At 61.6% G+C, this 26,302-nt stretch carries 30 protein-coding genes and 2 pseudogenes; 12 read left to right on the top strand and 20 right to left on the bottom strand.

Annotation, left to right across the window (positions count from 1 at the left end; genetic code table 11):
• Positions 1 to 130: 130 nt before the first annotated feature.
• Positions 131 to 286: pseudogene (locus HZR20_RS14400) on the top strand (7,8-didemethyl-8-hydroxy-5-deazariboflavin synthase subunit CofG); the annotation flags it as partial.
• Between the two features lie 232 nt (positions 287 to 518).
• A complete protein-coding gene (locus HZR20_RS02735) occupies positions 519 to 959 on the top strand; it encodes a DUF7577 domain-containing protein (RefSeq protein ID WP_181685049.1) in 441 nt (146 codons plus the stop codon).
• 33 nt (positions 960 to 992) lie between these two features.
• On the opposite strand, the gene cofH is transcribed toward HZR20_RS02735, so the two are convergent.
• Positions 993 to 2,339 (bottom strand): 7,8-didemethyl-8-hydroxy-5-deazariboflavin synthase subunit CofH, encoded by a 1,347-nt coding sequence (gene cofH, locus HZR20_RS02730; protein WP_181685048.1) that lies wholly within the window; start codon positions 2,337 to 2,339, stop codon positions 993 to 995.
• Positions 2,340 to 2,580: 241 nt separating this feature from the next.
• Between cofH and HZR20_RS02725 the strand changes: the two genes are divergently transcribed.
• Positions 2,581 to 4,074 (top strand): MATE family efflux transporter, encoded by a 1,494-nt coding sequence (locus HZR20_RS02725; protein ID WP_374057579.1) that lies wholly within the window; start codon positions 2,581 to 2,583, stop codon positions 4,072 to 4,074.
• A gap of 20 nt (positions 4,075 to 4,094) precedes the next feature.
• On the opposite strand, the gene HZR20_RS02720 is transcribed toward HZR20_RS02725, so the two are convergent.
• The 4 genes from HZR20_RS02720 to HZR20_RS02705 form a co-directional block, all read right to left on the bottom strand.
• The gene (locus HZR20_RS02720) at positions 4,095 to 5,117 is read right to left on the bottom strand and encodes a sodium:calcium antiporter (RefSeq protein WP_181685046.1); all 1,023 of its coding nucleotides are present in this window, start codon (positions 5,115 to 5,117) and stop codon (positions 4,095 to 4,097) included.
• A gap of 49 nt (positions 5,118 to 5,166) precedes the next feature.
• Positions 5,167 to 7,011 (bottom strand): NAD-binding protein, encoded by a 1,845-nt coding sequence (locus HZR20_RS02715; RefSeq protein ID WP_181685068.1) that lies wholly within the window; start codon positions 7,009 to 7,011, stop codon positions 5,167 to 5,169.
• A 162-nt stretch (positions 7,012 to 7,173) separates the two neighbouring features.
• Positions 7,174 to 8,082, bottom strand: a complete 909-nt coding sequence (locus HZR20_RS02710) for an MBL fold metallo-hydrolase (protein ID WP_181685045.1) — start codon at positions 8,080 to 8,082, stop codon at positions 7,174 to 7,176.
• A gap of 74 nt (positions 8,083 to 8,156) precedes the next feature.
• On the bottom strand, positions 8,157 to 8,306 hold the full coding sequence (locus HZR20_RS02705) for a 50S ribosomal protein L40e (RefSeq protein ID WP_154552430.1): 150 nt from the start codon (positions 8,304 to 8,306) through the stop codon (positions 8,157 to 8,159).
• Positions 8,307 to 8,401: 95 nt separating this feature from the next.
• Between HZR20_RS02705 and HZR20_RS02700 the strand changes: the two genes are divergently transcribed.
• Positions 8,402 to 9,445 (top strand): hypothetical protein, encoded by a 1,044-nt coding sequence (locus HZR20_RS02700; protein ID WP_181685044.1) that lies wholly within the window; start codon positions 8,402 to 8,404, stop codon positions 9,443 to 9,445.
• 502 nt (positions 9,446 to 9,947) lie between these two features.
• Here HZR20_RS02700 and HZR20_RS02695 read toward each other — a convergent pair.
• A complete protein-coding gene (locus HZR20_RS02695) occupies positions 9,948 to 10,445 on the bottom strand; it encodes a DUF367 family protein (RefSeq protein WP_181685043.1) in 498 nt (165 codons plus the stop codon).
• Between the two features lie 77 nt (positions 10,446 to 10,522).
• On the opposite strand from HZR20_RS02695, the gene HZR20_RS02690 reads away from it, so the two are divergent.
• Together HZR20_RS02690 and HZR20_RS02685 are read left to right on the top strand one after the other, a co-directional pair.
• Positions 10,523 to 12,058, top strand: coding sequence for a redoxin domain-containing protein (locus tag HZR20_RS02690; RefSeq protein WP_181685042.1), 1,536 nt, complete (start codon positions 10,523 to 10,525; stop codon positions 12,056 to 12,058).
• Positions 12,059 to 12,097: 39 nt separating this feature from the next.
• Entirely contained in the window at positions 12,098 to 12,433 is a 336-nt protein-coding gene (locus HZR20_RS02685; protein ID WP_181685041.1) for a nuclear transport factor 2 family protein, read from the top strand.
• Between the two features lie 52 nt (positions 12,434 to 12,485).
• Here HZR20_RS02685 and HZR20_RS02680 read toward each other — a convergent pair whose 3' ends face one another.
• Positions 12,486 to 12,923, bottom strand: coding sequence for a hypothetical protein (locus tag HZR20_RS02680; protein ID WP_181685040.1), 438 nt, complete (start codon positions 12,921 to 12,923; stop codon positions 12,486 to 12,488).
• Between the two features lie 335 nt (positions 12,924 to 13,258).
• Between HZR20_RS02680 and HZR20_RS02675 the strand changes: the two genes are divergently transcribed.
• The gene (locus HZR20_RS02675; RefSeq protein ID WP_181685039.1) at positions 13,259 to 14,143 is read left to right on the top strand and encodes a hypothetical protein; all 885 of its coding nucleotides are present in this window, start codon (positions 13,259 to 13,261) and stop codon (positions 14,141 to 14,143) included.
• On the opposite strand, the gene HZR20_RS02670 is transcribed toward HZR20_RS02675, so the two are convergent.
• The 11 genes and pseudogenes from HZR20_RS02670 to thpR form a co-directional block, all read right to left on the bottom strand.
• Positions 14,144 to 14,917 carry a hypothetical protein gene (locus tag HZR20_RS02670; protein WP_181685038.1) on the bottom strand — a complete coding sequence of 258 codons (774 nt, stop codon included), beginning with the start codon at positions 14,915 to 14,917 and terminating at the stop codon, positions 14,144 to 14,146.
• 7 nt (positions 14,918 to 14,924) lie between these two features.
• Positions 14,925 to 15,518: a LemA family protein gene (locus tag HZR20_RS02665; protein ID WP_181685037.1), complete on the bottom strand. Its 594-nt coding sequence runs from the start codon at positions 15,516 to 15,518 to the stop codon at positions 14,925 to 14,927.
• Positions 15,519 to 15,605: 87 nt separating this feature from the next.
• Positions 15,606 to 15,921: pseudogene (locus HZR20_RS14750) on the bottom strand (hypothetical protein); the annotation flags it as partial.
• 6 nt (positions 15,922 to 15,927) lie between these two features.
• On the bottom strand, positions 15,928 to 17,064 hold the full coding sequence (ftsY, locus tag HZR20_RS02655) for a signal recognition particle-docking protein FtsY (protein ID WP_181685035.1): 1,137 nt from the start codon (positions 17,062 to 17,064) through the stop codon (positions 15,928 to 15,930).
• 6 nt (positions 17,065 to 17,070) lie between these two features.
• Positions 17,071 to 17,544 (bottom strand): prefoldin subunit alpha, encoded by a 474-nt coding sequence (pfdA, locus tag HZR20_RS02650; protein WP_181685034.1) that lies wholly within the window; start codon positions 17,542 to 17,544, stop codon positions 17,071 to 17,073.
• Positions 17,541 to 17,714, bottom strand: coding sequence for a 50S ribosomal protein L18Ae (gene rpl18a / locus HZR20_RS02645; RefSeq protein ID WP_181685033.1), 174 nt, complete (start codon positions 17,712 to 17,714; stop codon positions 17,541 to 17,543). The genes pfdA and rpl18a overlap by 4 nt, the downstream gene beginning before the upstream one ends.
• A 219-nt stretch (positions 17,715 to 17,933) precedes the next feature.
• Complete coding sequence (locus HZR20_RS02640; protein ID WP_181685032.1) at positions 17,934 to 18,599, bottom strand: translation initiation factor IF-6; 666 nt, start codon at positions 18,597 to 18,599, stop codon at positions 17,934 to 17,936.
• Between the two features lie 2 nt (positions 18,600 to 18,601).
• Positions 18,602 to 18,880 carry a 50S ribosomal protein L31e gene (locus HZR20_RS02635; RefSeq protein ID WP_181685031.1) on the bottom strand — a complete coding sequence of 93 codons (279 nt, stop codon included), beginning with the start codon at positions 18,878 to 18,880 and terminating at the stop codon, positions 18,602 to 18,604.
• Positions 18,877 to 19,029 (bottom strand): 50S ribosomal protein L39e, encoded by a 153-nt coding sequence (locus HZR20_RS02630; RefSeq protein WP_181685030.1) that lies wholly within the window; start codon positions 19,027 to 19,029, stop codon positions 18,877 to 18,879. The genes HZR20_RS02635 and HZR20_RS02630 overlap by 4 nt, the downstream gene beginning before the upstream one ends.
• 52 nt (positions 19,030 to 19,081) lie before the next feature.
• Positions 19,082 to 19,885, bottom strand: a complete 804-nt coding sequence (locus HZR20_RS02625) for a ZIP family metal transporter (protein ID WP_181685029.1) — start codon at positions 19,883 to 19,885, stop codon at positions 19,082 to 19,084.
• A 122-nt stretch (positions 19,886 to 20,007) separates the two neighbouring features.
• A complete protein-coding gene (gene thpR, locus HZR20_RS02620; protein ID WP_181685028.1) occupies positions 20,008 to 20,565 on the bottom strand; it encodes an RNA 2',3'-cyclic phosphodiesterase in 558 nt (185 codons plus the stop codon).
• Positions 20,566 to 20,619: 54 nt separating this feature from the next.
• Here thpR and HZR20_RS02615 point away from each other — a divergent pair, with 54 nt between their 5' ends.
• Positions 20,620 to 21,372, top strand: a complete 753-nt coding sequence (locus HZR20_RS02615; RefSeq protein WP_181685027.1) for a tetratricopeptide repeat protein — start codon at positions 20,620 to 20,622, stop codon at positions 21,370 to 21,372.
• A gap of 1 nt (position 21,373) precedes the next feature.
• The gene (locus HZR20_RS02610) at positions 21,374 to 21,688 is read left to right on the top strand and encodes a DUF424 domain-containing protein (protein WP_181685026.1); all 315 of its coding nucleotides are present in this window, start codon (positions 21,374 to 21,376) and stop codon (positions 21,686 to 21,688) included.
• A gap of 36 nt (positions 21,689 to 21,724) precedes the next feature.
• On the opposite strand, the gene HZR20_RS02605 is transcribed toward HZR20_RS02610, so the two are convergent.
• A complete protein-coding gene (locus tag HZR20_RS02605) occupies positions 21,725 to 22,342 on the bottom strand; it encodes a hypothetical protein (RefSeq protein ID WP_181685025.1) in 618 nt (205 codons plus the stop codon).
• 269 nt (positions 22,343 to 22,611) lie between these two features.
• Between HZR20_RS02605 and HZR20_RS02600 the strand changes: the two genes are divergently transcribed.
• The 3 genes from HZR20_RS02600 (at position 22,612) to HZR20_RS02590 (ending at position 24,883) form a co-directional block, all read left to right on the top strand.
• The gene (locus tag HZR20_RS02600) at positions 22,612 to 22,890 is read left to right on the top strand and encodes an AbrB/MazE/SpoVT family DNA-binding domain-containing protein (protein ID WP_181685024.1); all 279 of its coding nucleotides are present in this window, start codon (positions 22,612 to 22,614) and stop codon (positions 22,888 to 22,890) included.
• Positions 22,887 to 23,288 (top strand): hypothetical protein, encoded by a 402-nt coding sequence (locus HZR20_RS02595; RefSeq protein ID WP_181685067.1) that lies wholly within the window; start codon positions 22,887 to 22,889, stop codon positions 23,286 to 23,288. Before HZR20_RS02600 ends, HZR20_RS02595 begins: the two co-directional genes overlap by 4 nt.
• A 566-nt stretch (positions 23,289 to 23,854) precedes the next feature.
• Positions 23,855 to 24,883, top strand: a complete 1,029-nt coding sequence (locus HZR20_RS02590) for a tyrosine-type recombinase/integrase (RefSeq protein ID WP_135806743.1) — start codon at positions 23,855 to 23,857, stop codon at positions 24,881 to 24,883.
• A gap of 35 nt (positions 24,884 to 24,918) precedes the next feature.
• Here HZR20_RS02590 and HZR20_RS02585 read toward each other — a convergent pair whose 3' ends face one another.
• Positions 24,919 to 25,752: a hypothetical protein gene (locus tag HZR20_RS02585; RefSeq protein ID WP_135806744.1), complete on the bottom strand. Its 834-nt coding sequence runs from the start codon at positions 25,750 to 25,752 to the stop codon at positions 24,919 to 24,921.
• Between the last annotated feature and the right edge of the window lie 550 nt (positions 25,753 to 26,302).

Genomic DNA, 26,302 nt, shown 5'->3' with positions numbered 1-26,302 from the left:
ACTCACATCCTCCATTTATATATTTTATCATTCCATTCCAATATCCATTTATAATATAATTATCCACTAGCAACTAAGTTGATGAACAGCACGACCAGTTCGTTGAGATACTTCACGATTCACCCGAAGAAACTCTATTCACTCCTATCTCCGTGAGGCCTGTGAGATTGCGCTTGACGAGGGACTCCTCCCGCACGCCAATCCTGGCGATCAGACTCGCGAGCAGATGGCTCAGGTCGCTGACGTCAACGCCAGCATGGGCGTGATGCTGGAGACGATCGCCGATTCGGCGGGCGTCCCCCTATGTGAGCGACTGCCGGTCTACGTTCGATACGTCGACGAGCAGTGGCTCGGAGATCCGGTGCTGGAGGCGACTCGGGCCGAGGACGACGCTGGAGAGAGGTTTCGGTCGGTAATCGGGGACAACGACGTCTGATACGGATTCGTGTCGAGTATTTCCGTATGAGACGGCTTGACCGGGACATACGTTGATACGCATCGGCGCCATTAGCACACGTATGCGCGAGTCACTCCGGAAGCAATTGATCTGGCAGGGGGCTGCGCTCCTGAGTTACTTCGCTGGCATGCTCCTGTTTCTGGTCGTCGTACTGAGAGTCGTCGGTTCGCCTGATCTGTCGTTGGCAGCGTTGACGACTGGCGACATGGTCGCCCTCGTGGTGAGTGTCATCCTCTTCGGTCTCGGTGGCTTGCTCAGCAGGAAAAGCGGCGGGTCTGTTGGGAGCGGCATGGGACCGATTCAGATGGCCCAAAATCAGGGGCCCGAACAGTCGAAACTCGAAGAACTGGGCTATCAGATCCCGCCCGAACAGCCGGACGAGAGCGAGTCGACTGGTGACGGACCCAGTGGCCACGACGAAGTCCGTTGCCCCGTGTGTGGGGCGAGGAACGATCGCTCGTTCACGTACTGTAAGCAGTGTTCGAGCGACCTTCCCGGGTAAGCGAGGCACTCGACGTGTCCTGTCTCCCGTCGATCACTCGATCAGCGGGGTTCCGTCGGCTTGCGGGCCGAGTCGGGGTCCCGGCGGCTCGCCGTGGATCGGTTCGCGCTGTCGGTAGTCCGTCGAGCGCTCGACGGGAACGCGTCCGATCGAGCTGATCAACTCCTCGTAGTCTCCAAACGAGCGGTATTGCCCGAAGTCTCCACCTGCCCGAGCGGTGATTTCCTCAGAGAGGATCGTCCCCATGAAGTCATCGGCCCCACAGGAGAGTAGTTTCAGGCCGAACTCGTCGCCGTATTTGACCCAGGAGGACTGGATGTGCTCGATATTGTCCAGAAACAACCGCGAGACAGCGATCATGAGTTCGTCTTCGGCCCGGGTGGCACCACTCTCGACCATCCCGTTCTCGGCCAGTGGCGTGTTCGGGTGGACGAAAGAGAGCGGGACGAACTCGGCGATCGCACCCGTCCGGTCCTGCAGGTCGCGGATCCGCTTCAGGTGGATCGCCCGGTGGGCCTCGTTCTCGACGTGGCCGTACATGATCGTCGACGTGACGTCAAGCCCGACGGTGGCGGCGGCTTCCATCGCCGCGAGCCAGTCGTCAGTGTCAATCTTCGCGGGACAGATCACATCCCGAACCTCGTCGACGAGGATTTCGGCGGCGGTCCCGGGCACGCTGTCCAGCCCCGCGTCCTGCAGGCGACGGTAGATATTCTGATACGTCCGGTCGGTCCCGCGGCGAGCGTGGGCGGCCTCCTCGGGCGTCATCGAGTGGACGTGGACGCCGCCGACGGACATGGCATCGATCTGGTCGACGTACGTGCCCGGATCGGTCCTGTAGGCTTCGGGTGACCGGTAGTTCAGCTCCTCGGCAGCACTCGATTCGAGGAGTTCGCGATGTGCGTCGTCCAGCGCGAAGGCGGGGTGCAATCCCGAGACGGATGTTACCTCGTAGATCCCGCGTTCAAGGGCGTCTTCGACGATCTGCCGGGACTCAGCTGGGGTCTTCGTGAAGCCGCCGTGATCGTCCGGTCGGTCGGCACGGAACTGCTCGGCGCTATCCTTGAAGTTACAGAACAGACACCCGGTGTCACAGGCGGTCGTGACGTTGTTGTTGAGGTTCGCAACGACCGTGACCTCCTCGCCGACGACTTCGGCACGGCGGCGATCGGCCGCTTCCAGGACGGCTTCCTTGCGCTCGCGGTCGATTCCGTCGCGCCCGGAGCCGGTCGTCAGTAATTCGATCGCGTCCGCGACGGTCAACTGGTCGCCGTCGCGTGCTTTCCGGAGGGCGTTCTCGAAGTGCTGATCGCTCGTGGGGTGACAATCGAAGTCGAACTCCCCGCGTGGAACATTCGTGCCGACCTGCTCAGCAGCCATCGATCAATGACGGGTCGTCAGGCACTTTAACATCGGGGGTCGCGTCGTCAAACGCCGGTGTCGAAGACACCACTGTCGAGGCACTAACACAACGTTAATCCCGCAAACTCTCCTCGATTCAGGCGTGACTGACCCTCCAGCCGACGGTGGCCCATCGAGTTCCGGAAACGGCGCTGGGGACCCACCACCATCGGACGGTCCGCCACCCGAACAACCGGCGGCAGAGTCGCCTGCTGACTCGATCGACGATGCGGACGACGATGCGAGTTCCGCCGATTCGATTACCGAGGGTGGTCTCGTCCGCCCGCTGATCTCTCTCGCCTGGCCGATCGTCGTCATCCAGCTCCTGCAGGTCACCTATAACATCGCTGACACGCTCTGGCTCGGGCGGCTCTCGGCTGACGCCGTCGGTGCGATCAGTCTCGCTTTTCCGCTGATCTTCCTGTTGATTGCCGTCGCCGGCGGTTTCACGACTGCCGGCGCTATTCTCGTCGCTCAGTACACCGGTGCGAAAGGTGACCGCTCAGCCGGTCTTGTGACCGGCCAGACCGTCAGCTTCGTCAGCCTGCTATCGGTCGTCATCGGGGTTGTCGGCTTCTTCTACACCCGTCCAGCACTCGAAATACTCCCCAGTGACGCCCAGACGGCTGCCTCGGTCATCCCGCTTGCGGCCGACTACATGGAAGTCATCTTTATGGGTATCCCGTTGATGTTCGGCTTTTTCGTCTTCTCGGCGCTCATGCGGGGCTACGGCGATACGCGCACCCCGATGTTCGTCATGGTCGTCTCCGTCGGTCTCAACGTCATTCTGGATCCGTTCTTCATCTTCGGATTTGCCAACAACCCGCTGTTCACGTGGCTGGGCCTTGGCGGCCTGGAAGCCTCTTTACAGGCCACAACCGGCTTTACAGGCCTCGGCATCGAGGGGGCGGCGCTGGCGACGATCCTCTCGCGTGGGGTCGGGACCGCGATCGGTCTCTGGCTGCTGTTCGGCACAGGTATCGGGCCAGCGGTCACGTTCGAGCATCTTCGGCCCGATCTGAGCGTCATCGAGGATATCATCCGGCTGGGGACGCCGAGTATGGTGGAACAATCGACCAGTGCGCTGGCGATGATTACGCTGACGGCGATGATCGTCACGTTCACACCGCCCGTGGTTGCCGCCTACGGGCTGGGGAATCGTCTCATCTCGCTGGTCTTCCTGCCGGCGATGGGGCTGGGACGGGCCATCGACACGATGGTCGGACAAAATCTCGGGGCCGATCGCGCCGATCGCGCCTCACGGGCGACCTGGCTGGCCGCTGGGACGGGCGCGGCAGTGATGACAGTTGTCGCCGTGATCGCCGTCCTGTTCACCGAACCCATCGTCGCCGTGTTCATGGGTGACGTGCCCGACGCGGCGGCGACGATCGCCAACGGCGTCGAGTACGTCCGCATCAGATCGGTCGAGTTCGCCTTCATCGGCGTCACGCAAGTAATCCTCGGGGCGTTCCGCGGCGCGGGCAACACCCGGACGGCGATGGTTATCTCGATCCTGACGCTGTGGATCGGGCGCGTCGGGAGCGTCTACGCCCTCGTGTTCGTTCTCGAGTGGGGCGCCACTGGCGTCTGGGTCGGGATGGCGCTTGGGAACATCGTCGGTGCGGTCGTCGGCGTCGCGTGGTTCCTCCGGGGCACCTGGAAAGAACGGTACATCGACGAACCGGCCGTCGAGGCAGACGAATCGGCCGTTTGACGTGGGATCCGGGCGACAGCTCAGGCGTTCGGTAACAGATCGACGACCACGTCGAGTGTCTCGAGGATCACCCAGCCGACGAACAGTGCGTAGATCCCAAGTAGGCCGACGGCCTCGCCGTCGGTCAGCGAGAGTTCGGTTCGCATGACGGTAAACAAGGCGATGGTTGCCGCCGTGAGCACGCCGAACATCGGGACGGCCATCGCAAAGTCGATCGTCGCCTCGCCGACCAGCAGGACGCCGACGGGGATCGCCACCAGGAGATCGAAGGTGTTCGACCCCAGAACGTTCGCTAGTGAGGCGACCGGCCGCTCGGCGCGGGCCGCGCGAACGCTGACCAGCGAGTCCGGCAGACTCGTCGCGGCGGCGACGATCGTCACGCCCAGCAGAAACTCGGGGATGCCGAAGGTCACGCCGAGTGACGAGACGCCTTCGACGAGGAAGTGAACCGCGACGAGGATAGCGAGCAGGCCGGCCCCGAGGCGAAGCCACTGCCGTCGTGGGGCCACGGCCGCCCGATCGGTTTCCTCGGGCACGTGATCAGCCGTGTCCTGGTACTGGATGAAGACGTACAGGCCGTACAGTGCCAGGGGAAGCAACGCGAGCGGTCGAGTGATCGTGCCCTCCAGGCCATCGCCGGCGGGATAGTAGATCACGCCCAGCGCGAAGGTGATCAACAACGCCGAGACGGCGAGCATGTAGAACTGGGCTTCCTTGTAGACGAGCGTTCGGTTAGACTCGATGGGGTCGTCGGTCAACAGGCCCGCGAGTCCGGGGATGACGAGCACGTTGAAGATCGCTGAGCCGACGATCCCGCCGACCCCGATCGCGAGTGAGTTCGCGAGGCTGGCGATCACGACGGTCGCGAGTTCGGGCATGCTCGAGCCGACGGCCGCGATGATGGCTCCCTGGACGACTTCCGGGAGGCCGTAATGGGTGGCTAGCCGGTCGCTTGCGCGTTCGAACCAGCCGCTGCCGAGCCAGATTGTGGCCGACGCGAAGACGATGATCGCCACATCCGCCAGAAGTGTCCCAGCACTCATTCGATTGGACCGTCGACTAGTGGGCTGTTAAATGCTGGCAACCCGGGACTTACGATCCCTGGCAGAACGCCATCCCATTTCGGACCGCTTCGTTCTCACCCAGTAGCGTCACTTTGTCTCCTTTCTCGACGGTGTAATCGGCGCTCGGGACGAACGATTCGCTGTCCTTGCTAACCAAGGCGATCAGACACGTATCGGGCAGCTCCGGGCCGATCTCTCGGATCGTCCGGCCGACCAGGTTGTCACTGGTCACTTCGACCTCCTGGACGTCGCCGACGGGGCCCACGTCAGTCATCCACTCGGCGATGGCCGGCCGCTCGATCTGGTTGTCGATCGCCCACGCGACGGCTAGCGAGGACGATATTGTTCGGACGCCCAAGTCCTCGAACGCTTCGACGTTGTCAGGATTGTTCGCCCGCGCGATGACGTCCTCGATCTCAAAGTTCGTGCTCGCCAACTGTGCGACCAGCAGGTTCGTGTCGTCGTCGCCAGTCGCGGCGACGATCGTCTTGGCGTTGCCCGCACCGGCCTCACGCAACACGTCGGTGTCAGTCCCGTCGCCGATGACGGCAGTGAATCCGTCGTTGCGGATGGCTTCGACCTGTGTTTCGTCGTCTTCGATGATGACGATGTTCTCTCCACGCGCTTCGAGACGGTCGGCGAGCGCGCGGCCGACGCGGCCGCCGCCCACGATGATGACTCGCATTGGTATCACGTCTAAGTATTGTGCGACGTAGCGTGCCAGGCCGCCTTCGACGACGGCCGTGGCGAGGATGACCAGGAAGACGGTCCCGATGAGGACGTTTGCCTCCGCGACCATGCCCTGTGACTGCAGTTCGATCGCGAACAGCGTTGCGACGGAGGCGGGAATGATCCCGCGCGGCCCGACGAAACTCATGAACGCCCGCTCGCCGACGGTGAACCGACCCCCGACAGTCGAGACGTACATCAGCAGGGGGCGGATCACCGCCGCGACCGCCACTGCAACAATCAGCCCAGGCAGCCAGACGTCGAGGAGCACGTCCAACTCGAGGATCGCCGCCAGCGTGATGAATACAAAGGAGAGGACGAGCAGCGTCACGTCGCCCTTGAACGCGGTGATCTCCTCCTCGTAGGGGATGTCCATGTTGCCCAGGACGATCCCCGCCGTCGCGGCGGCGGCGACCCCGGCTTCACCTGAGAGGTAGTTCGCACCGGCATAGGAGACGATCGCCCCCGCAAGCACAAGTAGGCGTGCGTTCCGTGGGGCGTCCCCCGGCGAGAGGTCGACGTACCGCAGCAAGTAGTAGACGACTGCCGCGACGATCAGGCCGACCAGGACGCCCTGGCCGAGTCGTTCGGCGAACGCACTGAGCAACTCGACCGGCGGCGCGCCACTGAGGACGATCACCTCGAAGACGACGACCGCCGTGATCGCCGCCGTCACGTCGTTGACGATCCCTTCGGTCTCCAAAGCGGCCGCGACCCGGTCTCGGACCGGCACGACGTTCAAGATCGGGGCGATCACCGTCGGTCCGGTCGCCACGAGCAGCGCGCCGATAAGGAAGGATAGTCCCCAGGTGGTCTCAGCGAAGGCGAGTTTGACGGCGACGCCCGTCCCGACTAGCGCGATCGCCGCCCCGAGGGTGACTAACCGGAAGGTTGCGGCCGGTGCTTCCCGCAATCGGTCGATATGAAGGTGAAAGGCCCCTTCGAAGACGATAATTGCCACCGAGAGGCCGACGATCGCCGAGAGGGGTGCCGCGCCGAACGTTTCCAGGGAGAACAGCCGCTCCGGGAGCACAAGTCCAGACAGGGGACCGATCGCCAGCCCGGCGGCGATGTAGAAGATGATGCTGGGGAGGCGCCAGCGTGCGGCAAGTAACTGTGCACCGACGCCCAACGCGAAGATCATGGCGACCAGTAACACAATCACGTCCGCACCGCCGGCGCTCACGGAGATCCCTCCATGTTACTGGCCATTCGCCCGACGGCAATAAATCGGCCGATCCCGGTGGGACGCGGCGATTTTACCGGCTGTCGAGGCGAATGCCACGGGGCGTGACCCCGAGGCGACTCACGCCATTCGATCCAGATAGGTAAGCACGCCGCGGACGTTCATCGCCGTCTCGCCCCGCCCCTTCTGCTCGCCCCAGATCTCGGTTGCATCGGTCTCGCCTGCGAAGTGCTCGATCACGCTCTCGTCGTCGCCGAGTTCCGCCCGAGCCGTTGTGACGGTCTGAACCCAGTCGCCCAACCGGCGCGCGTATCCATCGAGCTGGTGTGTGCGCCGTGCCGGACCGAAGTGGGAGTACAAGAGCGTTTCCGGCGCTATCCCCTGGATGGTCTGGATGTCTTTAAGTGCCTGCTCAAGATCGAAATCCGGCGGCGGCGAGGACGGCTCTGCCCGATCGCGCTCGGGGACGTACAATCCAGCCCCATCGCCGGTAAAGACGGCGTCGTTGTCGGGATCCTCGAAAACGACTTGATGGGGGGCGTGACCCGGTGCGTGGTGAGCGATCAGGGTGTGATCGCCGAGATCTATTTCGTCGCCGTCTGTAATCTTGCGGATGCGTTCTCCGGGCACGGGGTCGGGTTCGACGTAATGCGTGATCTGATCGCCGACCGCGCGTTTGGTTCCCGCCCACAGCTGACCCGGATCGACCAGGTGGGGTGCGCCGATCTCGTGGGCACCGATCGTGGCATTTGGACACGCTTCGGCCAGAAAGCCGGCCCCGCCCGCGTGATCCAGATGGACGTGCGTGACGGCGATCATCTCGACGTCTTCTGGGGCGAGACCCACGGTGTCGATCGCCTTCAGGATCCGATCGTGGTGGGTTCCGATCCCAGTCTCGACGATTGTTGGACGTTCGGCGTCCAAGATGTACACCGAGCCGTAGCTGGCCACCTCGTACATGCCGGTGTCGACGTAATAGAGATCACTACAGGACCCAGTTGTTACTTCGGTTACGTCGCCGATAGCCATGCCCGAATCGCGGCGAGCCCAAGAGAAAAGCCTTCCCAAACCCAGCGTGTTCGGAACCCGTGTCGATCGCGTAGTTAGGCGCTACGGGGCTCTTTGGCCTTGGGTCGGAGATTCGCGTAGCCACATTTGCGACACTTCTCGGCGCGCTTGGGGTTGCGGGCGTTACAGCGCATGCAGATCTGTTTCTCGAGGGTGCGTCCCTCTGCTTTCTCGAATCGTGCCATCGTGACGCTGGCTAACCGGCGGGCGCGTTTAAGCGTTTCCGAGTCGCCTCGTCCCGGCCGGACCATTGATGGCTCTCCCGCCCACACACCGTCGCATGGACTACGAGCGCGTCGCGGATCTCTCGGTGACCATCGACGGCTACGAGTTGTCTCAACTCGAACGAAATACGTCGAGCGGATTCGAGCGAGTTACGACGACCGTCACACTCCGCGGTAAGGGGCTTGTCGGTCGTGGCGAAGACGTCACTTACGATGCCGAGGATCATCACGCGTTGGCGGCGAGTGCCCCACCGACGCTCGCCGGCGAGTACACGATCGACTCCTTCTCAGAGACGTTGGCTGAGATGAACCTCTTCCCCAGTGGTCCCCAGCGGCCGCCGTCACGGCGATACCGTCGGTGGGCGTTCGAAAGCGCCGCGCTTGACCTTGCCTTACGACAGGCTGATCGCTCGATCGCCGAGGTCTTCGAGCGCGACCCCGACCCTGTCCAGTTCGTCGTGAGCACGCGACTGGACGAACCACCGTCGATCGATCGCGTCGACCGCCTTCAGGAGGCCTACCCCGACGTCGTACTCAAACTCGATCCGACAGCCGACTGGACGGCTGACCTGATCGACGACCTCGCTAAGACCGATGCGGTGGAAATCCTCGACCTGAAAGGCCAGTATGCACACGCTGATGTCCACCAACCGGCCAACCCCCGGTTGTACGAACAGCTCCTCACAGCGTTTCCCGAGGCCATTATCGAAGATCCCGCACTCAGCGATGGCACCGAGTCCCTGCTCGACGCAAACACTGGTCGCCTCTCCTGGGATGTGCCGATCAAAGACGTCTCGTCCCTCTCGACGCTCCCCTTCGATCCGGCCTGGATCAACGTTAAACCGTCACGGATCGGGACGATCGAAGCCCTCTGTGGCGTTGTCTCTTACTGTATGAATAACGATATTTCGATGTACGGCGGCGGACAGTTCGAACTCGGCGTCGGCCGGCCCCAGATTCAAACGTTGGCCGCGCTGTTCTATCCCGATGGCCCGAACGACGTCGCTCCGGCGGTCTACAACGAACCTGAGGTTCCTGAATCTCCTCCACAGAGTCCGCTCCAGGTCGAGTTGCCCGAGAGCGGCTTCACGCCACCCTGAGAACCATTCTGACGTATCGACGAACGGTCTCCGGAAGTCTCTCGGGATCGTCGACGGCGTTTTCCAGACGACGCGTGATGACGAACGCGGTGATTGCCCCGTGGCCGCTTTTTAAGCAGCAACCAGTTTTCTGAGGTTTCGTTGCCTGAATCGCTCATCGATTGGACAGTGCCGTCCGAATCGACCGCAAGCCCCTCGATGTCGGTGGCCAGCGAGACAGTCTGCTCGCGACCGATGACTCCCCCTCGCGACCGATGACTCCCCCTCGCGATCGATGGCGAATTCGATGAGACGACGATAGTCCAGTGGGGTAGCCATGGCGGATTCGCGTGGTTCGTTCGTCAGGACCATACGACGACCGTCTGATCGTAGCGGCCGTTCAACGCCTCGGACGTCGCGATTTCGTCGGCCGTGTACCAGCCCGAGATCGGGATATTCTCCCCGACGCGATCCCGGATCGCTTCGAGTTCACTCGTGGCGTCTGAGACACCGATGGGACACGTCAGTCTTTGTCAGCCAGATAGTCGTCCTGGACTTCGAGGACCTCGGTCGAGTCCGTACAGTCGGCGTACCGGGCCAGTGGCTCTTCGTTGAGTTCGAGGAACGTGTGCCCCCAGGTAAACTTCGAGAGCAACTCCTCGGCCTGTTCGCGTTCGCCCAGGATCGCCAGCGCGCCCGCGAAGGCCTCAGCCGTGTTCAACTGGAAGGGCGTCCCGTAGTTGACGGGATTGGCCGCCACCAGAAACGGAAGCGATCGCTGGATGCCGGCCAGATCGAAGGCCTCGCGTTCGGCTGTCTCCCAGGAGCAATCCAGTGCGATCAGTCGGTCCTGATCGGCGTCCGCTGGCGACAGTGCTTGCTCGGCGAAGGGGTTTAGCACGATCCCGGGTGGCGTCGCTCGAACGGAGTTGTGTAGCGTCGCCAGGTCGAACTTGGCAAGTTTTCGGGCTGTGCACTTCTCGGGATCGTCGTCGCCTTCGTAGCGGACGTGACACTCCACGCGAGGGCTTTTTCACGCTCAGATAAAAGTCGACCGGAGAGGCACGCTTTTGAGGGCTGACGAACAACCACTTTTGCATGCTTCAGGACGGGGCCAACGCCCTGACCTTCGAGTTGCCGGCGATCGAGGACGACGCTATCCGGCACCTCTCGCTTGCGGACTACGTCGGCGAACAGATCGTCGTGCTCGCGTTCTATCCTGGCGACTTCAACCCAGCCTGTGATGGCGACAGTGACCTCTCTGCACTGGATCTCTTCGCGATGCAACCCGACGTTGCCGTCGTCGCCGTCGGTCCCGACACCGTCTACAGCCATCGGGCGTTCGCCGCCGAATACGACCTCGATATGCCGCTGTGTGCCGATACGCGCGGCGAGGTTGCCGAGGCGTACGAGGTCGGTTTCGAGGATGAACACGGCCAGCGGCGCCCCGAACGAGCCGTCTTCGTCGTCGACCTGGACGGCGTGATCAGGTACGCCTGGTCGACTCGTGATCCGCACGAACGGCCAAACGGTGAGGCGATCCAGCGCGCCGTCGCGGAGATCGGTGGCGACGCAGCGGCCATCTCGCGGTATCGCGTGGGCCACGCCCACTACGTCGAAGGGCGGCGCGCGTTCACGAGTGCGATGAGCGGCTTCGAAGACCACGACTGGATGGTCGCCCGGGGTGACTTCGAGCGTGCCCGCGAGGAGTTCACGACTGCCGCCGAGCAGTTCGCCACGTCTGGGCGGTTCGTCGATGCGGCACAACTGGACGAGCACTTCGAGCGCGCCCGGCTGAAAGCGACTGGCCTCTGGCAGGCAGCCGACTGGCTCGCGGAGGCGGCCGACGCCTTTGCCAGTGGCGACGGCAAAGAGGGCCAGGCCTACCGGCAAGATGCCGAATCACCCCTCGAAACGGCCCGGGACCTCGCCGAACCGCTGGATCCGGACGACATCACCGTCACTGACGAGGGCGTCGAGATCCCTGACGAGGCGATCGAACAGGCCGACGAGTCGGTGATGGATGCCATCCGCGATGACGAGCGTGCGGCTGGCGGTGTCGATCTCGATCTGGGTGAGACGGCCGTCGATCTCGGCGAGGAAGCCGACGACCAGCCGATCGACGAGGGGCCGGACACGGACGCGGCACAGCGACTCCGTGAATACGCGGGCGTCGGCATGGACATCGACGATCCTGACGGTGCCGAAGACGACCAGATCGCGGATGCACTCGAAGAGGCTGACGTCCCGGCCGAGGAGCAACGCGACGAATCCACTGCCAGTGCCGACGACGAACGATCCACCGGATCGCCACTCGACGAACCCCCAGCGACGCCCGAAGACGGTTCGACCGGGGACGACGAGGAACCGATCGTCCGGGGCGAGGACTCGACCCCCACCGACGACGGACAACCAGATACTGCCAGCGAGGACGACGAATCGACCGCTACGTCTACCGAGGACACTGAAGACGACGCGGACATCACGGACGAGGAAATCGAGGAAATCGCCCAGGAGTTGCAGGCTGCCGACGACGAGGCTGATCCGGACGGGGCGTCGTCTGAGGCCGACGCAGGCGATTCCGGGGGCCCGTCACCGACTGATCCGCGCCACGACGCCGAGGATTCGTCGTGAGCCACACCTTCCTTCCGTCGGGACGGCCTGGAGGACAGTATGACTGAGGCCGCCATCGAAGACGTGCGAGCGTACTACCGGGCACTTGACGACCACGACTACGACCGGCTGAGGTCGCTACTCGCCCCGGGGTTCGTTCACTATCGGCCGGACCGAACCCTCGAGGGCCGCGAGCGGTTCGTCCAGTTCATGCGCGAGGAGCGTCCCGACGACCGCACCAGCCACCCGATCGACGCGGTCTATCAGGACGGTGCGGGCGAACTCGCGGCCCGTGGTCGCTTGCTTGATGCGAGCGGCGAGGAGATCACTGGGTTCGTGGACGTCTTCGTCGTCGGCCCCGAAGGGATCGAATCGGTACGGACGTATACGCGGTGATCGGTTTCTGGCAGTGAATCGGTGACGCCTATCGGATGCCGATAGCGAGGCGTCACCGACGAGACTCGCTGGGTTCGTGATCCACTCGCGGGGGCGTCGATACGACTGTGTCGAGGGTATCTCTGATGTGTCGTCCCGTTCCGCGTAGCCCCCACCGGAACGCGATCATCCCACTCATCGCCAGTCCGGCGATCCGGGCCGGCACGAACACCCACTCCATACCCGGGACGAGCAACCACACCATCGTTACCGGCAGGAAGAACAGCGACGCACCCGTAAAGACAAGTGCCGACCAGATGGACGGTCGACGGTCGAGTAGTTCCAGCACGAAGAGTGCAGTCCCCGCCAGGACCATTCCCGGCACTCTGCCAGCGATCCCGAAGTTCAGACAGAACCAGGTCGCCAGCAGCGAGACGTAATCGACGGTTTCCGCCAGAACAGTGCGAACGACTTCAGTCGGATTTGGGACGGGAACGGAGTCCGGGGACACGACTGTCTATATTTTCTATTGACACAAAAGAATTCGGGAGTATCACCTTCTCCGGTACTACACGGTCACGCTCGCCTCCCGTGCGGGAAGTGTGTCTCTGACAGTGTCTCTCGCTGAGAGGATTCAGCGCCGTCCGGTAGCTCGCCGTGCACGGCTGTCTCCTCGAAGAGGCGGACAGCCAAACTGATCGATCAACCATCGATCGCGCCGAATCAAACATTCACAAAGTGTCACGTTCGCAGCACGGGTTGGCGCGAGTCGAGACATTTATGGTGGTATTGCTGTCTCATCTGATCATTCAAATGAGGGGGGCACAGTCACGAGCAATCCGAGTGGTGCCAGTCAATCGAGATTGGGGGCCAGCCTGTGAAGCCGCCCAAAACGCGATCGAGACGACCTTAGACGTATCGGCACCGAAGGGCGCTCCCGTCGACTTTCCGGTCGGAAACGGAGCTGAGATGCTCTCAGCCGCCGACTATCTCGAACAGTTCACAGACTCAGTCGAAACTGTGGATACACTCTGTATCGGCGTCACCGACGATCCGCTGTTCGAAGATCCGAAAACCTCTACGACGAAGTATTTCGGCATCGGGTTCGTCGGGGGAGAGACTGGCTTGGTTTCGACCAAGCAACTGCAGCGATGGACCGACGACGACACGAAAATTCGTACGCGATACCGCAAAGAAACCCTCATCATCGCCGGTAGATTGCACGGCCTGGAGAACCATCGTGAGCCCGACGGGTCGTGGGTCGATTCCGATTCGACGGTGTCCTGTGTAATGACCGGCGGTCGAGGACTACGCTGGATCGACGACGCTCCTGAGGAGTATTGTGAGGAGTGCTGGGAAGACATCCGGGCGGCTCGTCGTTCGGACGACATTCCTGTCCCGGGCGCTGGCCGAATATTCATCGAGTTGTTACGATCGGTGATACCGGCCATCCGTCGACCGGCTCGGGAGTATCCAGCCTGGGTGCACGGACTCGTCCGGACGGTTCGATTCTGGACGAAATTGGCGGGATACGCTCTCAGTATCGGAGTATGGCTCGTCGTTCTCCAGTCGGGTTACGAGAGCAGTTTCGGTTCACAGCCACCCACCGAAGTTCTATGGGTGCTGATTGTCGGCGCCATCCCGCTGGGGATTGTCTCCGTCTGGTTCGCAGTGGCGGTCCTCTCGGGCCTGTCTTTCGGTCTGACTGGTTCGGAAACAGACTGGGACTGATCAGACCCCGAGAAAGAGCTGGGCGATGCCGGACAACCAGAGGAACACCGCAAGCCCGACTCCCCCCTCTAGGACACCGACGGTGACGTCAGTTATGACGGCCCGCCGCCGCTCGTCGAGCAGCGTCTCGACGGACTTGTTCGAAATCAAACTCTTGTCTCGTTCGGCCGTCACGAGAACCCCTTTCTCCCGTGGGTCAGTCGAATCGGTCCGGGGGATTGCGTGTCCGACGACGTGGATTGTCTCACCCGGGGGGAGATATTCGTACTGGAACTGCCGATCCCGATCGAATCCCTGTTCGGGGAGGTCGTGTTCTGCGACGTACGCCTCGAGGTCGGGCGGAATCGGATCGCTGCTCTCGATCGTCTTCGACCAAGTGTGCTCCTGATCGATCTCGAAGGTAAACTCGCTGGGGTCCACGCGGATCTCGTCCTCACCCGACGAAATGATGAATCTCGGGGTGTGTCTGTCCGCCAATAGCTCTGCTTCTAGCTTGTTCGTATCGTCGACAGTGATCCGATAGACGATTGCGTCAGGTTGTTCCCCGATCGGCACGGTTTCACGCGCTCCCTCCGGGAGCGCCGTTCCCTGTAGCGCAACGTCACCCATGGCCACCGAGTCTAACTCCGAGACAGGCCTGTCCGTGATCGCTTTTCGCTCACGGTACTTCCGGAAACCATCGCGGACACTGATGACTCCAGCAACGACGAACAGCCCGGATCCGCCCAGGAGACCGAGATAGATCACCACCGCAAGAAGGGTACCAGCCACCATCGGCTTTTCAGTCCCGCGTCGTTACGTCGAGACGGTCACGGAGTTCGACCTCTTCCTGTGCACGTTCAGAGGCTTCGAAGGGTTCTCTGCGGCTATATCCGAGTTGGTCTGCGAAGTACGATTCGGGAAACGACTGCAACCGTGCGTTGTACGCCGCGACCGCTGCATTGTACTGTTCCCGTCTGTTTTCGAGGCGCTGTTCCAGATCGACAATCGATTCCGAGAGTTCCTCGAACCGGTCTGCCGATGCGAGTTCGGGATATTCCTCAGCCAGGGAATGTATCTCATCACTCGCTTCTCGAAGTGAATTGATGAACTCAGCCGCTGCTTCAGGAGTTTTCGTTTTGATACGCTTTCCGTTCTTTTCGAGAATTGTTTCGAGCAACGCTGTCTCGTGTGAGACGTGCTCGTTGGTGAGATCGCCCAATTGCTGTAACTCCGAATGTTGTCGCTCGATGAGGACTTCGATATCGCTCCAGTTCTTATGACAACGCTCTCGGGCCTCGATCAATCGGAGCCGCGCCTCCCTCACGTATCGGAGCAAGCTATACAGCAGGAGGATCGCAACGAATCCGAGGACGACGAGGAGATACAGATTCATGTCGATTTGGTTAGACTGATTCTGTAATTAACATTGGGGGTTGACGATCTGGTCGATATACCACCCCGGATTTGAACACTCGACTCGTCAATGCCCCTCGTCGTGGGGATTCAGCGTCGTCTCGTAGTGTTCGACGTGCCCGGTGTACTCGATAAACCGCGGGGTACCGGGATCGAATGGCCGCGCTAGCACGTAAGGCCTGTGACGTATGCACACTCGTCACAGCCCTTCAGCTCGGCGTCGTGGACGTGATCGATTCCTCGTCGACGAGCAACTCGCTGTCGTGGTCGTAGACCAGCAGCTTCCCGCCAAGGATGTCTATCGTGCCACCCGTATCGAGGCTGATCCCGCGCTGTTCGACGAGTAGCTCGCCCATCAGGCGCTCGTAGTTGAGGACTTTAGAAAGTGGTCACTCGCCGAGCGTCAACTGGTCGACGACGTTCTCGGGGTCGAACGGGTCGAGGTGCTCATAGCCCTGCCCGATGCCCAGAAAGAGGATGGGTTTGCCCGTCACGTGGGCGATCGAGATCGCTGCACCGCCCTGCGGATCGGCGTCGGCCTTCGTGAGGATCGTCCCGTCGATCTCGGCGGCGTCGTCGAACTCGCTCGCGCGCGTGACGGCGTCCTGGCCGGCGACGGCTTCGTCGACGAACAGCGTCATGTCCGGATCGATCACGCGGTCGATCTTCGAGAGTTGGTCCATCAACCCCTCGCTGGTGTGGAGTCGGCCTGCTGTATCGCCCAGGACGACGTCAACGTCGTTGGCTTCGGCGTACTCGACGGCGTCGTAGATGACCGCGGCCGGATCGCCGCCCTGTTCGTGAGAGATGTAGGGCACGTCCAGATTCTCGGCGTGTTCGCCGAGTTGCTCGTTGGCCCCGGCGCGGTAGGTGTCACCGTTAGCCAGCACCGACGAGTAGCCGTGCTGTTCGAGGTAGCGTGCCAGCTTGGCGATCGTGGTCGTCTTTCCGACGCCGTTGACGCCCGTGAAGACGATTACGACCGGCTTCTCGGCCTCGGCGATCCGCTGCTCGAAATCGAACTGGCCGACGCTGATGACGTCGTACAGCGCCTCCCGGAGTGCGTCCTGGGCCAGATTGCCCGTACTCTGGAGGCGTCGGCGCGTTTCGCCGACCAGATTTGTCTCGACCCCATCGAGGATTTCGCCGGCGACGCTCATCTCGACGTCGCTACTCAACAGCGCGATTTCGAGTTCGTCGAGATGAGCCTGCAGGTCGTCTTCGTCGATGACAGTCTTGCCGGTGGCAAAAAGTTTTGCTCGCTCGCCGATCCCGCGGTCCGACTCGTCCGCTGGTGTGCCATTGTCGGCTTGCCCGTCAGCCGTGTCGGTGGCTGATTCGCTATCAGTGCCGGTCGTTGATTCTGTTTCGGTCTCGGCTTCTGACCCGTTTTCGGGTGCCGTCACGGCGGATTCCGCAGGATCTGTCTCCGATGTAGTGTCGCGTCCCTCCTCGGTGTCTTCGTCGACGTCTTCTTCGACGTCGTCACTGAATCGACCGAGTTTTTCGCGAAGTCCGTCGAACATTGGGCCCTACTCGTCGCCTTCTTCCTGCTGTTGCATCGTCTGCATCTGCTGTTGCATCTGCTGTTGTTGCATCTGTTGGGCGCGCTCTTCGAGTTCGTCACTTTCTGCGTCGAGTTCCGCAACTTCCTCGTTGACTTCCTCGATCCGCTCGTCGATAGTGTCTTTCTTGTTCTCGAGGACATCGACGGCGTCGTTTTGGCCCTGTTCGGCTGCGTAGTCTGCGCCGAAGCCGACGATAATCTCGTCGATATCTTGAATCTCGGCGCGGACGTATGCGTCGCCACCCAGTGGAACCTGGACAGTCGAGCCGGTTTCGAGAGTATCGATTGCTTCGATTGCCTCGTCGATTTCGGTCTGCTCGGTTCGAAGGTTCTCGATTTCGGTCTGCAGGGCTTGTTTCTCGTCTTCGATGGCCTCGATCGCCTGGGCTAGTTCCTGGAGTTGCTGCTGACCGCCGCCGCCGCCACCACCGAGGCTCATGCGTCGACCCCCTCGATCTCGATCTGGGTGCGCTTTAGCCCGTGTTGGGAGCCGAACTCGGCGAAGATCCGCTCTTCAGCGACGTTTTTGTTCTCCGCTTCGATCTCTTTCTCGAATGTCTGCCAGCCGTCGCGGGCCTCAAACTGCCCGTTGACTGTAAACTCACTCATGTGCAAGATTGCGGTGACCGACGGGGAAGTATCTTCCCATCCACCTTTTTTGCTCGGAGCTGCGAGCCGGCGGCGCGCACTCTCGAAAACGGTCGATCAAAATATCCAACCCTCTTTCGGTCAGGTCCGGCGAACCCCGCTCGTGCCTCCGGCGCTCCGCAGCCGCTCCACTCGCCGTCCGCCTTCTATCGGTTCATCTGCCCGAAAACTGACGCCAACTCAGTCGATATAGTCCAATGCACTTTCGATTCGGCCAAGTTCCGGCCCGGTGGTGTCCTGACCGACGACGTATCCGTTCGCGTTGGCAACCAGACCGGACCCGACCAGCGGCCCGCCGTAGTTGATCGTTCCGACATCGGCCGGAACGCTAAGTATCTCTTCGAGCCGGTCGAGTTCTTCGTCTGTCGCCTGGGGGTGAGCGAGCACGCCGCGGTTCGTCGCGACCGCAGCCGTCCCGATCGTTTGGACGCCCGCGATATCGTTGCGTTCGACTGGCACGTCCAGGGCGTCTTTGACGGCCTGGACGGCGTCTCTCGGCAGATCCGGATGGACGATTGCGCCGTTGTCGTTGGCCAGGACGACGTTGCCGGCAGCATTGATCCGACCCGGGAGCTCGACGACCGGCGCGTCGATCGCCTCCGTGATACGGTCGCGTTCGCGGTCAGTGAGCCGACTCGTGACCAGCAGACCGTTTTCGTTCCCGGTTGCCAGCGCGCCGACTGTGCCTGCACCACCGATCGTCGTCTCGACGACCGGGACGGATAGTTCCTCGCCGAAGGCAGTTGTCAGTTCGTCGTCGGCGTCAGGGCGGATCAAGAGACACTTGTCGGTGACCGAAGCGTAGACGCCGACGTACGTCGAACCGGCGAAGGCCGCGCGGAGCAAAGTTACTCTGCGGGTTCGGCTTCGACGATGTTCTCGCCCGCTTCCTCGAAGCGCGCGGCGCGAATCCGAATCTTGCTCGGGGGGTTTGCCCGCCCCTGGTCCCAGACGGCCTCGTTGACCGACGGGTCAAGCCGGATTGTGTCCTCCTCGACCGAGAAGTGCTGGGCGAGGTGCTCACGGACGAGCGACATCGCCTTCCCGGCGCGGTCGCCTTCCGGAACAGCTTGCACGTCGCGAAGCGGGACCGTGACGACCCGCTCCTCGAAGTCTTCGGCACTCATTCGTCTGTATCATTACGTCGCCAGTGACGTCGCTTCGGATTGCGCTGTACGTCCTGGTCGGTTTTCATGATGACCCACGCCGGGACACGGCTATTCTGCCGTTCGAGCTTCGCCAGGCGCTGCTTTTTGCCCTTGGATTTCTTGCCCATGGTATCCGTTCGTTCGCCGTCGCCGTTTAAATGATTGTTCTTTTGGCCGGAGTCATACTAATGCCAGCGGCACCATCAACGCCACACCGGCGACTAGTCCCCCGAGGAGTTCCCGATGACCATCGCCGGGTAGCGGCGCGCCCGTCTCTAATGCCTCCGGGATGAACTCCGTCGCGACGAGGTAGATCATCGCGCCGGCGGCAAAGCCAAAGCCGTAGGGCAGGAAGTCCCGTGCGAGGCGGACGAACGCGAACGCCAGCACAGCCCCGATGGGTTGGGGGAGACTCGAGAAGACGGCCCACCAGGCCATGCGCCACTCGGAGACGCCCATCGAGCGAAGCGGGATCGAAATTGCGACCCCTTCTGGGATATTGTGGATCGAAATCGCGATTGTCATAAAGATCGCCAGAATGGGGACTGTCGTCCCGAACAATAGCACTCCATCGGCACCCTCGAAGCCTAGTTCGGCAAAGGAGACTCCGACGGCGATACCCTCGGGGAAACTGTGGACTGTCAGAATACCCAGGATGAGTACGAGCTTCTTGAAATCGGCTTCAGCGTACTCTTTTGGGTCGACGTCCACATCGTCGAGCACCCAGTGGGCGACGATCACCAGAAGGACGCCCGCGCCCATCCCGACGGCGATCTCGAAGGCTGTCCCCTCGGCCAGCCCCTCGAAGATCAGGCCGAACAGCGACGCCGCGAGCATGATTCCCGAGGCCAGCCCCCACAACCCGACGTACCACCGATCGCTGATATCATCGACCAGGAAAAACGGGATCGCACCCAGTCCTGTTGCTAACGCGGTGATGAATCCCGCGACGAAGACCAGCGTGAGATTAGCCAGCAGTGCCATCGAGAATCCATAGTATCGTGGGCCACTTAACAATTATCACTTTTCGGACTAATTTTGGTGCGACTAAGTCGTTTAGCTCGCCTAAATCGACGTTACGTGATACTTAGCGCCCTGCTATCCTCTCAGATCTCGAATGATTCGACGGTCGAATACTCGGGCCCGTCGTCGGTGAGGACGCTCTCGGTCAGTCGGACTGCCTCGACCTTGAGGGTGCCGACCGTCGGGTCCTCCTCTCGCAGGACGTCTTGGACGAGTTCCTTCCCGCCCGCGTGGTTCATGCGGGCCAGCGTGACGTGCGGGGTGAAGTCGTGGTCCTCGGGGTCGAACCCCATCGCGACCGTGCGCTCCTCGATGGCCTCGTGCAATCGGGTCAGTTGCTCGCTCCCCTCCCGGACGCCGAACCAGACGACGCTGATGTAGTCCGTACTGGGGAACGCACCCAGGCCGCCGAATTCCCCCTCGAAGGGCTCGACGCCGCTCTCGTCGACCGCGGCCGCGAGTTCGTCGGTGATTTCGGGCATCCGGTCCGGATCGGTGTCGCCGAGGAATTTCAGCGTGAGGTGGGCCTGCTCGGGATCGACGAAGTTCAGACCCGATGCACCGTCGAATCGCTCTTGGACAGCGGCGACGTTCTCCCCGAGGCCGTCGAGGTCGACGCTGACGAACAGTCGCTTGCTCATATGCCCCCATCCGGTGACGCAGGCCTTAACCTTCCGCGTTGCCAATCGATAGTAATGACTGACGACTCCGAGGACCATCGCTTTTCAGAGGGTCAGGGCTTCGACGAGCCCTACGAGGGCTTCGATCTCGAACCGCCGGAACTCGCCGTTGATCCGGACGAGGTCGACCCCATCGACTCGCGGGTAGTGGGGGATCTGCTGGACGAACACGCGATTCCTGACGAGGCAGTCGACGCTGAAAGCCTGCTCGACGTCGGCCTGGAGTACATGCGCATCCAGCGCTTCGAGGAAGCTACTGAAGCGCTCCAACGGACTGCCCAATTCGCTGATGACGACGCGATCGAACAGGAGGCCCGGGTGAACAAAGGCGTCGCTCATGCCGAACTCGAGGAGTACGACGCGGCGATCGGGGCCTACCGCGAGGCACTAAACCTCGATGCTGACTCCGAACACGCCGCGACCGCTGAGACAAATCTCGCCTACGCACTCTGGGAGTCCGGGCAATCCGAGCAGGCCTTAGAACACGCCGAGCGGGCCGTCGAGATCGATCCCCGCTTCGCCCAGGCCTGGTACAATCGTGGCTTCTTCCTGCTCGAACGCGGACTGGCCGAGGACGCGATCGATGCCTTCGACAATGCTGTCCGACTCGGGTTCCGGAATGCGGACTTGCTGGAGCAGAAAGCCCGCGCCCACGAACAGGTCGGCGAGGACGAACGCGCCGAGGAACTCGTCGACGAGGCCGACGAGCTGCGCCAGGAAACCGAAGCGGAGATGATCGAGGAGCGCGGGCAGGGGCTTCGCGAATAACATGACTGGGGACGGCGCCGACGAGCTATTGGTCACCGAACGCGAGACTGACGAAGGCCTTCTCGTCGCGGTGTGTGATGCCGACCTCATCGGGGACACCGTCGCCGACGGCGAGATCTCGCTGTCCGTCACCGAGGAGTTCTACGGTGGCGAGCCTGCCGACGCCGAGCGCGTCGCCGAGAGCCTCGCGAAGTGTGACACCGCCAACCTCGTCGGCGAGCGGGCCGTCTCGATCGCCCTCGAACACGGATTCGTCCAAGAGCCCAACGTCTTGGATATCGACGGGACACCCCACGCACAACTCGTCTGGATGTGAGTCAGGGCGAGACGATCATCGCGTCCGTTGTGGACGCTACGGACACTCATCCTCGCCGAATCCTGCCGGCTCGCGTCCCTGATCGACGTTTCTGGTCGCCCCTGTGTCGAGATTGACGGCCATTGCGCGTCCTCCATACCCGTGGGTCTGGTCGTGACCCTTGAGGACCACGCAGGTGACGTCCTCGGGAATGTCGACCGTCGCCGAGCGGGTGAACGGCTGCTGTGCGTGGGCGTGCAGTAGTTCGCGCCGCCCGAGTTGCGTCCCGTCGAGGGCCTCGACCTGCCACCAGTTCGCGTAGCCGTCTTCGCCCTCGTCGTCGTGATTGAGCGCGACACTGAACCGGATCCCGCCGTCGACTGATTCGAACTCGACGCCCACGACGTTGGCTTCCCGCCGATCGAGTGCGTCGGCGGTGTCGGTAGTTGGCTCTCCTGTGGTCGTGGTCGCCGTCGCTCCGGCGTCAGTACCAGTCGGCGAGGATTGTGTTTCGTCGTGTGTCTCCGTCGTGTCTGTGCGTGTGGTTCCTGGAGTGTTTGAAGGGGGTGCGTCCGTTTCAGTTGTCGTCGATTCCCCACAGCCTGCGAGCCCGACGACCCCGATCCCCACCGCAGTGAGAAGTCGCCGTCGAGAGAGTGAAGGGGTTGGTACCATTTGTCAGGGATTGTCGACTTGAACGTATAACGCTTGCTCGGCCCTGTACTGGGATTGTACTGGCGAACGCATGGTTTACCGAGTCGCACGTGCGCTCAGGAATGGGCCGGCGCGTCACCGATCTACCGATCGACCAACGGGTTGTCTCGATGGGTCTGTTGGGGTAATGGTACCCCGGCCACCTACCCCACACTGGCCGGGTCTTGGGCGAGTCCCGGCTACTCTCCTGGCGGGCAAACTCTTAGGTACTACGCCCCGTAGTACTACGTATGAGTACCGAGACCAACGCCGAGGGCGAGACGACCCGCATCACCCGGAAGGGACAGGTCACCATCCCGAAGGAACTTCGTGAGGAGTTTGGCCTCGAGGAGGGCGATGAGCTGCTCTGGCAAAAGACCGAGGACGGTATTCGGATCAGGAAGGCGACCCGATCGACGGGCCGTGGGATGCTCGTCGACGACGACGTCCCCGAGGAAAAGCGCGAGGAGATGGCCGAGGAGATGGAAGCCGAGATTCGGGAGAAACACCGGACAGAGTGGCAGCCGTGACCCGATACACCGTCGACGGCGTGGCGATGGCCCGGTATCTCGTCGATACACTCCCGCCAGCTGCAGACGATGTCTTCGAGCGAGCCGAGCAGGGCGTCGATGTGATCGAGGCACCGACAGTCACGGTGAGCGAGGCTATCTGGACGGCGGTCAACAAGGGGAAGATCGCCGGCGTCAAGGTCGACACGACACCGAACGCAGTGTTGCGCGGGTTGGTGAACGACGGCCCCGTGCAAGTTGCCCCCGCCGACCAGCAAGACCTCGCGGTGTACGGGAGCCTCATCGACCACCACACGCTCCACGATGCTTTGCTCATTGGGAACCACCGAGTGCGTGGTACTGATGCCATCGTCACGAAAGACGAAGCGTTCACCGCTGCAAATACCGTTTGGCAGTAACCACCGATTCGGACACCGCTTCGCTCGATCAGTGAGATTTGTTCGCAGGCAGAAGTGGGCCGGTGCGAATGTCGAACTAAGCAAGACGGTCGCGCTCACTTCGTTCGCGCTGGGACTTGCTGGCTCGAATTCGCTCAGCTGCACGGACTTCCCGCTCACGAGTTTGTTCGCGGGAACGGTAGTGGGCCGGCGCGAATGTCGAACACGGGAAGACTCGCTTCGCTCGACTTCCCTGCTCGAATTCGCTTGGTGTCCATTTCACACCCACGACAGACCGTTCGCTATCGCTCACGATTGCGACGTGGGGTGAAAATGGGCCGGCGCGAATTCGAATCGAGCGAGACTCGCTACGCTCGTCTCGCGTACTCTCGTTCGCTTCGCTCACGAGAACGCGGTTACGGATCGAGCGTTCCAAACGATTTCGCGGGTCCTGCCGGGCATGCGGCCCTCCGGGCCGTTCCGGGCGGGCTTCCACCGTCCAAGGCCGACGGACCTCACCCCGGACTTCACCGGCAGGGTGCGCTCAATCCAATCCCGGCCCGCAAACTCGCCCGTGCCCCAGAACAATGGCACGAAACTCTCCCGACAACAGGCTTGAACCCCTCACACCACGCGACGCAGTGGATCTGTACAAACAAGACCGTGAACGCGAACTCTCAGACGCGACCCTGCAGTCACACGGATACAGACTACAACGCTTCGTGGAATGGTGCGACCAAGAAGAGATTGACAACTTGAACGACATCACCGGCCGCGATGTTCAACGCTTCAAAATATTCCGGAAACAGAAGGTGAGCGATGTCACGCTTAAATCTAACCTGGACACACTCCGTGTCTTCCTCAGATTCGCTGTCAGCATCAACGCGTGTATCGACGGCCTCGATGAAACGGTCAACTCCCCCAGTTTAGCTGACCCGGGCGCGCAAGGCACCGACACGGTCCCCCGACAGAAGGCCGAGCAGATCCTGAAGTACCTCGATAAGTACCAGTACGCGTCCCTACAACACGTCATCTTCCGGATCCTCTGGGAGACCGGGATGCGGATGGGCGCAGCACGAGCAATCGACCTGCAACACTACCACCCGCGAGACGAATACATCGAACTCCGACACAACCCAGACACCGACACCCCACTGAAGAACAAGCGAAAAGGGGAGCGGGCAGTCGCAATCAGCACGCGGACCTGCAGGATCATCGATGACCACATCGAACACCACCGTCACGACGTACAGGACGACCACCGCAGAGACCCGCTTTTAACAACGAAACACGGTAGAATCACGAAGAACACGATCCGACTCAACGTGTACCGAGTCACCCGGCCGTGTACGTTTAACGGCGGTGACTGTCCGCATGACCGCGACACGGACGAGTGCGAAGCAATGGATAACATGGCTGCGAGCAAATGCCCGTCTAGCACTGCTCCGCACTCGATTCGACACGGAGCGATTACTGACTACTTATCGTCAGATGTCGCTGCAGACGTCGTCAGCGACCGGATGAACGTCGGTACGGACATTATTGAGGAGAGATACGATCACCGTGATTCGCGGTCGAAAATGCGGCAGCGGAGAGAACGCATCGACTGGCTGTAACCCGCGGGTGAGAGGGCAGGCACCCCAAACCGCGCTCACTTCCCAGTGTCCTCTTCGAGCACGTACCGATCCAGATTATCCAACGCCCGACCAACAGTCCGCGGAGCGACACCCAATCGCTCCGCACCTTTTCGCTTCGATAACGAATCCGGGTGGTCATCATGAACCATCGATAGTACAGCTCGCACCTCATCGTAGTCATCCCCAGGAACGACTTTCCCCGAGTCGTCGTAGGTGAAGCCGAGCGGAGCCCGCCCGCGGTCACGATCGAGCCCATCACACCACCTTCGAACGTCACGAATCGCAGCCTCACGCTGCAACTCCGGACCACTCTTATCGAGCGATTCCAGCACCCCCAGCACCGCGTCCGCGGAATCACTATCGATCTCTGCAGCGACATCGTTCAGGTGGAGTGTCACACCAGAGTTGATCAGCGTTTCAACGCGGTCACGAATCTCTTCATGACCCTTACCGAGCGTTTCGATACTGTCAACGACGACGTGACGAATGTCGTCAGTCTTCTCGCTCACGCTCACACCATTCACGACGTGCCGCCGTTCGGGATCGATCCCCATCGCAATTCCACCAACGTCGATGGGGAACGCGCGGTCGGGGAGTTCGATCTTCCCGCTCGCAATTTGGTGTCCGTAGTCAGCGCGCGTTGCAGAGTCGATGTCTCCCGTGTCCACAATCTGGTTGGCGTGCGCTAAGCACGACCGTACCGACTGTGCGAGTTCCTTCCGGGTTGGTTGGTGAACGATTACGCAGCACTTGTCAACCTCGCTGTCACCGTCAGTGTCACTGTCACCGAGCGAGTCGATGTCAGTCAACTGTAACTGATCCTCGTCGTCTAACTCTGCCTCTGTCATTACATGTCAAGGTAGTCCCGTCACGACCATAAGTTTTCGCAGGGGGTTTCCGCACCTGTGCGAAAACCATACGCGGAATAGGCGAACCCGTGGCGGAAACCCTACGCGAAAACGAAACAATGGGGTGCGAAAACCATGCGCGAAACCCATTCAGAGCAGCCATCTCAAACTATTGAGGTTTGAAAACACCGCGCGGTAGCTAAGGTGTTTATAGATGCTACAAAGAAATCTGAGGCTGCGGATGGGGTTTGGCCAGGGTGTAATATCGCCTCTCACACCCGGATATGTGTGTTGATGTAGAGGGTGTGGAGGATTTACCCCCCAAGAGTTTGAGACGTTCGCCCACTGGGGTGGCGGGCGCTCATGCGCCACTGGGCTTCGAGACAGTGACCGCGGTCAGGGTGAGTGTAACCCCCTCTGAAAACCACACGAAGAACCCCACGGCAAGGAGACATTATACCAGAACCAGAAAATAACATATGCGCGAGCACCCTCCAGATCCACGTGACCCGCACGACCCGAGACGACAATCCAGTAACAACGCGCCTGC

It is taken from the genome of Halorhabdus salina, from assembly GCF_013839425.1.
GTDB classification, from domain to species: Archaea; Halobacteriota; Halobacteria; order Halobacteriales; family Haloarculaceae; genus Halorhabdus; species Halorhabdus salina.
The sequence above is the reverse complement of the archived record's forward strand: the minus strand, read 5'-3'. Positions and strand labels throughout refer to the sequence as shown.

Excerpts from the sequence above, each read along its gene's own strand:
- HZR20_RS02720 (WP_181685046.1), bottom strand. The coding sequence starts at position 5,117 with ATGAGTGCTGGGACACTTCTGGCGGATGTGGCGATCATCGTCTTCGCG.
- HZR20_RS02610 (WP_181685026.1), top strand. The coding sequence starts at position 21,374 with ATGACTGGGGACGGCGCCGACGAGCTATTGGTCACCGAACGCGAGACT.
- HZR20_RS02685 (WP_181685041.1), top strand. The coding sequence starts at position 12,098 with ATGACTGAGGCCGCCATCGAAGACGTGCGAGCGTACTACCGGGCACTT.
- HZR20_RS02705 (WP_154552430.1), bottom strand. The coding sequence starts at position 8,306 with ATGGCACGATTCGAGAAAGCAGAGGGACGCACCCTCGAGAAACAGATC.
- pfdA (WP_181685034.1), bottom strand. The coding sequence starts at position 17,544 with ATGAGCCTCGGTGGTGGCGGCGGCGGCGGTCAGCAGCAACTCCAGGAA.
- HZR20_RS02615 (WP_181685027.1), top strand. The coding sequence starts at position 20,620 with ATGACTGACGACTCCGAGGACCATCGCTTTTCAGAGGGTCAGGGCTTC.
- ftsY (WP_181685035.1), bottom strand. The coding sequence starts at position 17,064 with ATGTTCGACGGACTTCGCGAAAAACTCGGTCGATTCAGTGACGACGTC.
- thpR (WP_181685028.1), bottom strand. The coding sequence starts at position 20,565 with ATGAGCAAGCGACTGTTCGTCAGCGTCGACCTCGACGGCCTCGGGGAG.
- HZR20_RS02665 (WP_181685037.1), bottom strand. The coding sequence starts at position 15,518 with ATGAATCTGTATCTCCTCGTCGTCCTCGGATTCGTTGCGATCCTCCTG.
- HZR20_RS02605 (WP_181685025.1), bottom strand. The coding sequence starts at position 22,342 with ATGGTACCAACCCCTTCACTCTCTCGACGGCGACTTCTCACTGCGGTG.
- HZR20_RS02710 (WP_181685045.1), bottom strand. The coding sequence starts at position 8,082 with ATGGCTATCGGCGACGTAACCGAAGTAACAACTGGGTCCTGTAGTGAT.
- HZR20_RS02700 (WP_181685044.1), top strand. The coding sequence starts at position 8,402 with ATGGACTACGAGCGCGTCGCGGATCTCTCGGTGACCATCGACGGCTAC.
- HZR20_RS02715 (WP_181685068.1), bottom strand. The coding sequence starts at position 7,011 with ATGATCTTCGCGTTGGGCGTCGGTGCACAGTTACTTGCCGCACGCTGG.
- HZR20_RS02690 (WP_181685042.1), top strand. The coding sequence starts at position 10,523 with ATGCTTCAGGACGGGGCCAACGCCCTGACCTTCGAGTTGCCGGCGATC.
- rpl18a (WP_181685033.1), bottom strand. The coding sequence starts at position 17,714 with ATGAGTGAGTTTACAGTCAACGGGCAGTTTGAGGCCCGCGACGGCTGG.
- HZR20_RS02600 (WP_181685024.1), top strand. The coding sequence starts at position 22,612 with ATGAGTACCGAGACCAACGCCGAGGGCGAGACGACCCGCATCACCCGG.
- HZR20_RS02625 (WP_181685029.1), bottom strand. The coding sequence starts at position 19,885 with ATGGCACTGCTGGCTAATCTCACGCTGGTCTTCGTCGCGGGATTCATC.
- HZR20_RS02585 (WP_135806744.1), bottom strand. The coding sequence starts at position 25,752 with ATGACAGAGGCAGAGTTAGACGACGAGGATCAGTTACAGTTGACTGAC.
- HZR20_RS02590 (WP_135806743.1), top strand. The coding sequence starts at position 23,855 with ATGGCACGAAACTCTCCCGACAACAGGCTTGAACCCCTCACACCACGC.
- HZR20_RS02735 (WP_181685049.1), top strand. The coding sequence starts at position 519 with ATGCGCGAGTCACTCCGGAAGCAATTGATCTGGCAGGGGGCTGCGCTC.
- HZR20_RS02670 (WP_181685038.1), bottom strand. The coding sequence starts at position 14,917 with ATGGTGGCTGGTACCCTTCTTGCGGTGGTGATCTATCTCGGTCTCCTG.
- cofH (WP_181685048.1), bottom strand. The coding sequence starts at position 2,339 with ATGGCTGCTGAGCAGGTCGGCACGAATGTTCCACGCGGGGAGTTCGAC.
- HZR20_RS02635 (WP_181685031.1), bottom strand. The coding sequence starts at position 18,880 with ATGAGTGCCGAAGACTTCGAGGAGCGGGTCGTCACGGTCCCGCTTCGC.
- HZR20_RS02630 (WP_181685030.1), bottom strand. The coding sequence starts at position 19,029 with ATGGGCAAGAAATCCAAGGGCAAAAAGCAGCGCCTGGCGAAGCTCGAA.